Here is a 9482-nt window from a genome sequence, read left to right as displayed (position 1 = left end):
AGCCGGAAGGCGCATAAAGGTACCTGTGCCTGCGAATCTTGGCATTTCATTGCCACTAAGAGGTTGGTAGAATTTTTTAGTTTGCATGTTAAATCCTTTTGTTTTGCTAGTGACATCTACACTAGCATCTACAAATTCTTTTTTGCACAATAATACAAGCTAGTTTACAGCTGCATATGCAATTGCATCATGACTTTTTTGACTACGCCTAGAACCTTAACATTGCTATTTTTGTCACTGAAACCAGTAAAATTAGCAACCGAGAACGGTCAGTTATAAATAAAATAAACAAAGAGGAGATTAACATCGGTAAAATATAATTTTCCACTGCGAATAAATTTAACTAAATTGTGACGGCAAGCGACTATAAAACTGACCTGATCTCTAACAAGAGCTCATCAGAAATTCATCTAAGGAAGCATTCAGTTAATGGTTATTTTATTTTCCGGTGATTGCCGCTAAAGAATCAAAAGCACTGTACTAGGTGGCTTGTTATCTTTAAGCCAGGTATTTTAACCGTCAGATGACACTGTCAAATACCCCATTTTAATAACCACTGAGCGAAAGCCTGCACCTTATGGTCATTCATTTTATTTTTCTGAATAACCATATAATAGCTCTCTTTACTCTTTAGCGGGGTTTCACGTGTGCACACTAAAACCCCTTTTTTTAACTCATCGAGAATTAAATAAGAAGGGACAATTGCCACACCTAACGCGTGTATTGCCGCATCGATTAATAATTGAAATTGAGCAAAGCGCATTCCGGGTAATGCTTTAATTTCCTGCTCGCAAAGCCCTGCCTGCTGGAGCCAATACTCGCTGCTTGAGGGAGTCGCTGCATGGTGTAGAAAAGGGTAGTTGAGGACCTCTTTTAAATTTTCAATTTTGCCATACTGCATGAGCAAGCTGGGGCTGCACACGGCTACAAACTCTTCAGACATAAGGCGTTGTGAAGTAAATTCTGGCCAGCTGCCATCACCAAATAGAATGCCAACATCGTAACCGCTACGTTGCTCATATAACTGCTGTGTTTCGGTGATGATGTCCGTTTCTATTTCCGGAAAATGCTGCTGAAAATCCGTTAACTTTGGAATTAACCAATGGGTCGTCATGGCGGATTCGATTCCAATTTGCAGGCGTCCCGATAGTTTTTTCCGCAGTGCGTTGGTCGCTAATTCTAATTGGGTCAGGGATCGGCTTACCTCTCTTTGATATTGTTTTCCCGCGTCACTGAGATACAGTCGCTGCTTCACGCGATCAAACAAAGCGCAGCCAAGTGCTTGTTCTAACTTCTTTACCTGACGACTGACCGCACTTTGTGTCAGGCAGAGCTCTTCCGCTGCTTTTGTAAAGCTCTGATGCTTTGCCGCGGCTTCAAAACAACTCAAGGCAATCATGGATGGCAGTCGACGTGTCATAATATTCACCTTTAACTTAATGACTTTTTGGAATGAACTAAGCAGGATAAATCGCTTTTCAATGTTTAGGAAGCGAATTAAGCTAAATATTGCGATCAAGCCACACTCAGCGAAAATAAAGGAATATTCATTATGTCGACCTGCGGCGAAGTACTTATAGAAATTCTTGAAAATTATGCAGTAGATACTGTATTCGGCATCCCCGGGGTGCACACTATTGAGCTCTACAGGGGGGTGGCAAAAAGTAATATTAAACATATTACTCCGCGCCATGAGCAAGGGGCGGGGTTTATGGCTGACGGTTATGCCCGTGCAACGGGAAAACCGGGCACTTGCTTCATTATTACCGGTCCCGGGATGACCAATATCATTACCGCCATGGGCCAGGCATTACAGGATTCCATTCCCATGTTGGTGGTATCCTCAGTCAATCACACTAAACAATTAGGAATGGGAGAAGGGTTTCTGCACGAACTCTCAAATCAAAGTGCCTTGGTGGCTGGCGTTTCACGTTTTAGCCACCGAGTCACCCATGTTGACCAGCTCCCTAAAGTATTAGCGCGCGCCTTTAGTGTCTTTAGTAGCGAACGCCCGGGGCCCGTCCATATTGAATTGCCCTTAGATGTTATTACAGCTAATGCGGATCACCTGGATCTTAGCGCATTTGCAATCCCTGATGCACCGAGCGCGTCACCCAAGGCGGTTGCTGAAGCGGCTCGTTTGTTGCAGCAAGCAATTCAACCGCTGATCGCCATTGGTGGTGGGGCGGTTAATGCGAGTAAGGAATTAATTGCGCTGGCCGAAAAAATCAATGCGCCGGTGATTAATACCGTCAATGCAAAAGGCGTGATCCCCTATACTCACCCGCTTGCCGTTGGCGGATCTTCGTCGTCGAATCCGATTCGAGAAGAATTATGCCATGCCGATGTTGTCTTGGCCGTGGGCACCGAGTTTGGTGAAACAGACTATGACTTTTTTGGTATTGGCGGCGTTAGCCTTGGCGGGAAATTAATTCGTATCGATATCGATCCCCGGCAGCTCAGCCGTAATGTTAAGCCGCATCTGGCTATCTGCAGTGACGCGGCTTATGCGCTGACCGCTATTAATGAAGCATTAACGCTAAAGCAGGAGAGCCAGGGTGAAAATCGAGCCCAGACTTTACGTAATGCTTTGCGCGCCGATGCCAGTCCTAAATATGAGTCATTTTTTAGCGCGATCAATGAGGCTTTGCCCGGCGTTATCATTGCCGGTGATTCAACCCAACCCACTTATTACGCCTGGTTACATTATGAAACACTGGGGCCGCGTCGTTATTTTCATTCAGCAAGCGGTTATGGCACCCTGGGTTATGCCATTCCTGCCGCGGTCGGCGCTAAATTAGGTTGCCCGGAGAAAGCGGTTATCGGGTTAATTGGCGATGGCGCTGCACAATTTAGCATTGCTGAGTTAGCCAGCGCCGTTGAAGCCCAGGTCTCTGTTATTTTTATTATCTGGAATAACAACGGTTATGGGGAAATCAGCCGCTTTATGGATGATGCCGGCGTGGAGCGTGTTGGTGTGGATATCTATACCCCGGATTTTATTAAAATTGCCGAGGGCTTCGGTTGTGCGACCGCCAAGCCGAACAATATAGAGCAATTAAAAGCGGCTTTAATAAATGCCAATAAAAAAACCGGGCCAACGGTCATTGAAGTAATCCAGCAAGACTTTGTCGATGGTTACCCTTTCCCTTAGCAAAGGCGGTTATAACAATGGCATGGGGTATGACGGTGGCGCTTTATAAGGTTATCTTTCGTCAACCATGCATAAGTAAAATAATGCCCGGCGACGGGACAGATTAAAAGGTACAAACAATGAAAATATACGATAAGTGCTACATTAATGGCCAATGGATATCTCCCGTAAAGACGCAATTTCATGACATAGTTAACCCGGCGACCAACCAGGTTTGCGCGCAAACGGCGCTGGGCACAGAGAATGAAGTCAACCTCGCGGTGGCCGCTGCCAAGGCGGCTTTTTCATTATGGTCTGAGACTTCCGCGCAGCAGCGCAGTGAGTTGATCCATGCCGTTGCCGATAAAATGCAGTCACGCAGCGAGGAATTAAGCGCAGCTATTACCATGACCATGGGCTGCCCCTTGCATTTATCCCGTGATATTCAAGTGCAGGGTGCCATTGACTCTTTTCGCGCTTATGCCCAGCATGCTTTTTTAATGGAAGCGCGTGAAGAAAATCAGGAAATGGTTATTTTCAAAGAGGCGGTGGGCGTCTGCGTCTTGATTAGCCCCTGGAATTATCCTTTATCACAACTGGTGGGGAAAATAGCACCGGCATTAGCGGCAGGTTGTACTATGGTGGTGAAACCCGCAGAGCAGACCCCGCTGCAAGATTTCATTATGGCGGAAATCTTTGAACAGGTGGGGCTACCTGCAGGCGTGTTCAATCTGGTACCTGGTGTTGGTAGCGACATCGGGCCCGTTATGTGCAGTCATCCCGATGTGGATATGGTTTCTTTTACCGGGTCGACCCGCGCTGGGATCAAGGTATCACAATCTGCGTCCCCCTCGGTAAAACGTGTTTGCCTTGAACTGGGCGGCAAGTCAGCAATGATAATTACTGAAGACGCTGATTTCGCTGCCGCAGTACGTTATGGCGTTGAAGATGTGATGATCAACAGCGGCCAAACCTGCAATGCGCTAACGCGTATGCTGGTGCCAAAATCTCGCTACGAAGAAGCGCTGTTAATTGCGAAAAGTGTGGCCGAAGAAAATCGCGTCGGCTCCCCGCTGGATGAGACCGTTAGCATGGGGCCAATGAGCTCCATGACACAGCGTAATACCGTGCTTAACTATATCAAGCTGGGTATTGATGAAGGTGCGCGTTTAGTGACGGGCGGGCTTGATTTACCCGCAGAGGTAACAACTGGCGCTTACGTTCGTCCTACTATCTTTGCCGATGTGAATAACCAAATGCGCATCGCTCAAGAAGAAATTTTTGGCCCCGTGCTGTGCATGATCCCCTATCAAGGGATTGATAACGCGGTTGAAATAGCCAACGATAGTCTGTTTGGTTTGTCCTCTTCTGTGTATGCAAAAGACACCACTGCGGCATTACAGATAGCGCGCCGTATTCGCAGTGGTCAATGTTATGTGCAGGGAGCTTATTTTAATACCAACGCACCCTTTGGCGGTTATAAACAGTCCGGTAATGGCCGGGAATGGGGAGAGCAAGGTTTGATGGAATATGTTGAAATTAAAACCGTTATTATTGCTTAAAAGAAAAATATTTCTTGAAACAGCATGAGTTGATGCTGCTTAATAATACCAACATCTGATTTTCAGCTGTTAATACCGCTAGGTCTTATCAGCTGCAAATCAGGGCAATTTCAATATAATATAGCCTCTCCAAACCCCCGCCCAAAAGTAAAAAAATTATATGGACCAAGCTAAATACCGTCATAATATAATTGTATTACTCCCATTGAAACCAATAATCTATTTCAGCCCTTACTGCACTGATGATAAGCGCCATTTTCACGCAGACGGCTTAGTCTGCTGCAATTTCCATCATAAACCTCACAACTGGCTCTGCGCCAGCCGCATCTTCATCACAACGGCTTTCAAGGTTGAATGGTTTTAGCCTGTGGCGCTCATACAGAGGGGATTTAATAGTTCCTCTGCAATGTATACGCAAAGAGTGGCATAACCCTAAAGAAAACAACAATAGCTTGCCGGGTGTGCGAAGGATTAAATTTATGGGAAATTCGTTAGTAGAAGGTGGGGCAATACAGATTGAAGGCTAATTAATACCCATAAACACAACATGATATTTCCCATCCCTTTATTTAAGCACCTAGCTTGTGTACTTAATCGGATTGACAATCCTAATGTGGCGTTAAATCGCCTTCAAGCAGACATAAAAAAACCGATGGATTTCGCCATCGGTTTTTCTGCTTACGCTTTAATCCGGGTTGCTGCTGCGCTTAGGATTTAAAGCCGCAGGATTAAATTTCCCTACAAGTCAGCCTACAAACAGGTGAGCAAATACGGATAAAATCGGCAATGAAATCAATACTCGAAGCGCATAGATAAGTAAGATATCAGCAAGTTTCAGGCCGATACCCGCGCGCATCAGTACCAATGCCACTTCAGATAAGAACACAATTTGCGTGACGGCAACACCTGCCAGGACAAAACGCGTGACTTCACTTTCGATACTTGCTCCCAAAATAGAAGGCATAATGCTATCGATCACACCCGCTAATAATGCAACCGATGCTTTGTCGGCTTCCGGCAGTTGTAATAACTGCAGTAAAGGCACAAGGGGTTGTGATAACAGGTGGAATACCGGGGTAAATTCAATTAATGCGAGCCCAAGCGCCCCGACAAGCATTATCGCAGGGTACATGCTAATGGCTAAATCAAATGCCACTAAAAAACTACGTTTAAGCAGTATCAGGGGAGCTTCCGCTTTTTCAGCACGGTTAACCGCCTGGCCTAGGGCCTGCTTAAACAACGGACCTGTCGTGTCAGAATCTGCGGCTAACGCATTTTTTGTGCCAGTATGGTAGGCGTGTGTTTTGAAACGCAGTGGGGGTAATTTCGGCAAGATGATGGCGCAAATAATACCCGTGATCGCCACGGAGAAGTACCAAGCAATAAAGACGTCCTGCAGACCAATTATTTTTAGCAGAAAATAAGCGTACCCTATCGATACTATTGAAAAGTTGGTTGCGATAACACAGGCTTCTCTACTGCTGTAAAAGCCATTTTTATATTGTTGGGTGGTGAGAATGATCCCCACACTGGTTGCTGATAACCAAGATGCAATACTATCAACGGCTGCACAACCGGGCAAACCAAATATCTTTTTAAACGCGCGGTTAAAAAAAGTGCCGACGAACTCCATTAAACCAAATTCGGTTAATAATGGGAGCAATATGGCGGAAAGGAAATAGATAGCAATCAGGATAGGCAAAATATCATAGAGAATGACACCGCCGGTATTACGATGCCAGATTCCTTCCGGGCCAATCTGCAAATACACCATTATCATGACAATCGCACCTAAGATGCGCATTATCAGCCAGCCGTTTGTTGGATTGAAGACTTGTATAAAGGCATTGCTGTTGTTTTTTAATGGGCTGTATTTGACTATTAAGCTTAAAACCGCCGGTAATATGGTGACGGCAACAGCGACATGTACCATAATAGGTTTAGAGAATTCATTTGCAAAATCAATCATCAATGCAATCATTATAGTCATACGACCGTCTACAAAGATAGGGGTTAAAAAAAGTAAAATCCCTATTAACGTGGGTATGATAAATTTAGCTAACTGCTTATTGCTGTATTGTTCTACTGCTCCGATATCTACCATTGCATTGGTTTCTGTAATTTTATTCATAACATTTCCTTTGTATTTATGTTTAAAAATTCACATATTAATGCCTGCAAATTTTTCCTTTTAAAATGCATTAGAGCTCTAACCCAACGATATATGACATGATATAAACAGGAACTTAGCCAGCTTTCCTCTTATTTCGCTGCCACTTAAGGGCCATGTTTTTCACCCCAATTTATGCCATAGATTATTGTTTAGACCACTTACCCTAGCACTTGGAAAATGAGTTTTGCACACTAAAACAAAGCATTATACCTTTTCATATACAAGGGTGTTATGCTGTCACATTGGTTATTTCTGCTTGATTATAAATTAGAGCAAATAGGATAAACGCCTGCAAACCGGGCTTATTGAGGTGGAAACAATGGGTAAAAAGATATCGGAAACACTCCTTGAGTCAGATCAACTGGATCTCCGTTTGTTAAAAGTGTTTTCTACAGTTGTGACTCAGCGCGGTATTAAGGCTTCAGAGGAATCCTTAGGCTTAGCCGCTTCGACGATCAGCAATTGCATTTCCAAGCTTGAAAAGTCCTTAGGTACAACCTTATGTATGCGTGGCAGAAGCGGTTTTTCTTTAACTAAACAGGGCCGTATTACCTTCAATGCTTATCTTAAATTAAGCGAGGCCATTGATATTTTTAACGGTTCGCTTTCGGGTTTTCAGGATGACTACATTGGGAAAATTAATTTAGCATTAGCAGACCATATTCTCAGTCATAAAGAATCAGGCATTGTACAGGCAATACAAACATTTCAAGCGCTTGCCCCTAAAGTGCACCTTAATATTATGACCAGACCACCAGGTTCCATTTTCAGACGGGTTGAGTCCGACCATATCACCCTTGGGATTGATACATTATCTGAAGCGCATGAAACCTTGTATAGTACAGAACTCTTTAGAGAAAAAATGTGCCTTTATTGTGCTAAAGGACATGAATTATTCGATCTTCCTAAACACCAAATACATGCACAGGATCTCGCCCATTATAATTTCATTAATTCAGTCAACGCTGATAATTATAATGGTAACCAGCTGGATGAAAATGATTCTCGTGCAGAGAATTTAGAAGCCCGCGCTATCTTAATTTTAACGGGTAATTACATTGGTTATTTGCCTGATCACTTTGTCAAAAGCCTTAATGAACGGGATAATTTCAAAAAAGTGTCTGCTGATGAAATGGATTATATCAATCATTTTCATGTGGCTTATAAACCTAAAAATAAAAACAGCAAAGAAGTTCAGTTATTGATCAAGTGTTTAGTCGAGAGCGCCATTATTTAAAGTTCATTGATGCTCAGAGCGATTTATCTGATTTAAACTATATATGCCTTCTAATTAGCGAAAACTAACTCGTTGCATTGCAGAGAGTAAATATGAAAAGATGGTTTATACTGTAAAATTAAGTCTATAAAATTTTAAAAGCTAACAAAACCGTGCATTCAAACATATCAACAACATTCAAAAAGGTATTATTATGATAAAAAAAATTTCCTATGCGCTTTTTTCATTGGTTTTATCGAGTTCGGTATTGGCGACTGAAAGTATGATTTCAATTGAGAGCAGCGATACGGTCAAAGAAACCGCTGATCGCTTTGAAAAAATATTAGAAAACAAAGGTCTCACCCTTTTTGCCAGGATAGATCATGGGAAGAATGCTTTCGACGCTGATCTTACACTCGCGCCCACGGAAGTCATTATCTTTGGCAACCCCAAGGTTGGCACACCGTTAATGCAGTGCTCCAAAACCGTCGCGATAGATCTTCCTCAAAAAGCGCTGTTCTGGGAAGATACGCAAGGTCAAGTCTGGCTTTCCTATAATAATCCTGAATACCTGAAAGAACGTCATAACATCCAGGGCTGTGAACAGGTTATCAATAAAATTTCCAATGTTCTTAGCATGTTAAGTAAAGCAGCAACATCCAAATAAACAACAGTAATGCGGATTCAATTAGAAAGTATCTATTCAAAAAAATAGTTGCTTAATTTTTTCCGTTCATCTCAATTTAATCAGCCAATATTGACCTATAGACTCTGCCGTTTTGGCAGATCTAATAAGCTCTAATAATGTTAGTTAAGGCGCGTATTAAGTGTCCTGTAATAGTTTCTGCTTAAACCAATACTCCATAAAATCTGCCGTAATACTTTGCTCTATTTCCATTGCACGGTCTGTCGGGCAAAAAATAGTAAATAAGACTTGTGTGTCGCCAATCTCTGAAGTCGCTACTTGTATCTTAGGGTCCGGCCCTGCAATATTAACATCTAAACGGCTTTCAATTATCTGATTATAACGTATCGCCACGTCGTTAAAATCAGCACAATACTCATAAGCTTTCTCATATAACTCATCCAAAAAAATAAACGGGTTTACACTTGCATCACGGGTAATAGTGAAATGATGCATTGCATAACGCTTTAAGAAGTTTAAATTTTTGATCGGCGCTGTGATTAATTTACTATTGGGTAAATAAAGCGTTTTACCCGTATATTCATAGGCATCAATGTCGACTTCTAATAAGGTTAGTTTAGCCCAGTCGGTCGAGTGAACCTCGCCATAATCGTCACCAACCTGTATCCAGTCACCAATGCGAAAGGGGCGGCTGGAGATAATATACAAAAAGCCAATGAAACACTGAATAAACTCTTTTGTTGCAATCACAA

At 42.9% G+C, this 9482-nt stretch carries 7 protein-coding genes; 4 read left to right on the top strand and 3 right to left on the bottom strand.

Annotated features, from left to right (window positions below):
* Positions 1–532: 532 nt before the first annotated feature.
* Entirely contained in the window at positions 533–1420 is an 888-nt protein-coding gene (locus ACJAZP_RS19205; protein WP_415232358.1) for a LysR substrate-binding domain-containing protein, read from the bottom strand.
* A gap of 132 nt (positions 1421–1552) precedes the next feature.
* Between ACJAZP_RS19205 and ACJAZP_RS19200 the strand changes: the two genes are divergently transcribed.
* Positions 1553–3154 carry a 5-guanidino-2-oxopentanoate decarboxylase gene (locus ACJAZP_RS19200; RefSeq protein ID WP_415232357.1) on the top strand — a complete coding sequence of 534 codons (1602 nt, stop codon included), beginning with the start codon at positions 1553–1555 and terminating at the stop codon, positions 3152–3154.
* A 119-nt stretch (positions 3155–3273) separates the two neighbouring features.
* Positions 3274–4695 carry an aldehyde dehydrogenase family protein gene (locus tag ACJAZP_RS19195; RefSeq protein WP_415232356.1) on the top strand — a complete coding sequence of 474 codons (1422 nt, stop codon included), beginning with the start codon at positions 3274–3276 and terminating at the stop codon, positions 4693–4695.
* 745 nt (positions 4696–5440) lie between these two features.
* On the opposite strand, the gene ACJAZP_RS19190 is transcribed toward ACJAZP_RS19195, so the two are convergent.
* Positions 5441–6826: a YjiH family protein gene (locus tag ACJAZP_RS19190; protein WP_415232355.1), complete on the bottom strand. Its 1386-nt coding sequence runs from the start codon at positions 6824–6826 to the stop codon at positions 5441–5443.
* Between the two features lie 361 nt (positions 6827–7187).
* On the opposite strand from ACJAZP_RS19190, the gene ACJAZP_RS19185 reads away from it, so the two are divergent.
* The gene (locus ACJAZP_RS19185) at positions 7188–8105 is read left to right on the top strand and encodes a LysR family transcriptional regulator (protein ID WP_415232354.1); all 918 of its coding nucleotides are present in this window, start codon (positions 7188–7190) and stop codon (positions 8103–8105) included.
* Between the two features lie 193 nt (positions 8106–8298).
* Positions 8299–8751, top strand: coding sequence for a DUF302 domain-containing protein (locus ACJAZP_RS19180; RefSeq protein ID WP_415232353.1), 453 nt, complete (start codon positions 8299–8301; stop codon positions 8749–8751).
* Between the two features lie 156 nt (positions 8752–8907).
* On the opposite strand, the gene ACJAZP_RS19175 is transcribed toward ACJAZP_RS19180, so the two are convergent.
* Positions 8908–9482 (bottom strand): mechanosensitive ion channel family protein (locus ACJAZP_RS19175; RefSeq protein ID WP_415232352.1); only part of this gene is annotated, 575 nt, incomplete at its 5' end.

The sequence above is a fragment of the Psychromonas sp. genome, assembly GCF_047632955.1.
In the GTDB taxonomy this organism is placed as follows: Bacteria; Pseudomonadota; Gammaproteobacteria; order Enterobacterales; family Psychromonadaceae; genus Psychromonas.
Note: the sequence above shows the minus strand (reverse complement) of the source record. Positions and strands in the feature narration are given on the sequence as shown.

What these genes read in the sequence shown, in the direction of transcription:
- ACJAZP_RS19190 (WP_415232355.1), bottom strand. Translation starts at nt 6,826, where the DNA reads ATGAATAAAATTACAGAAACCAATGCAATGGTAGATATCGGAGCAGTA.
- ACJAZP_RS19180 (WP_415232353.1), top strand. Translation starts at nt 8,299, where the DNA reads ATGATAAAAAAAATTTCCTATGCGCTTTTTTCATTGGTTTTATCGAGT.
- ACJAZP_RS19200 (WP_415232357.1), top strand. Translation starts at nt 1,553, where the DNA reads ATGTCGACCTGCGGCGAAGTACTTATAGAAATTCTTGAAAATTATGCA.
- ACJAZP_RS19195 (WP_415232356.1), top strand. Translation starts at nt 3,274, where the DNA reads ATGAAAATATACGATAAGTGCTACATTAATGGCCAATGGATATCTCCC.
- ACJAZP_RS19205 (WP_415232358.1), bottom strand. Translation starts at nt 1,420, where the DNA reads ATGACACGTCGACTGCCATCCATGATTGCCTTGAGTTGTTTTGAAGCC.
- ACJAZP_RS19185 (WP_415232354.1), top strand. Translation starts at nt 7,188, where the DNA reads ATGGGTAAAAAGATATCGGAAACACTCCTTGAGTCAGATCAACTGGAT.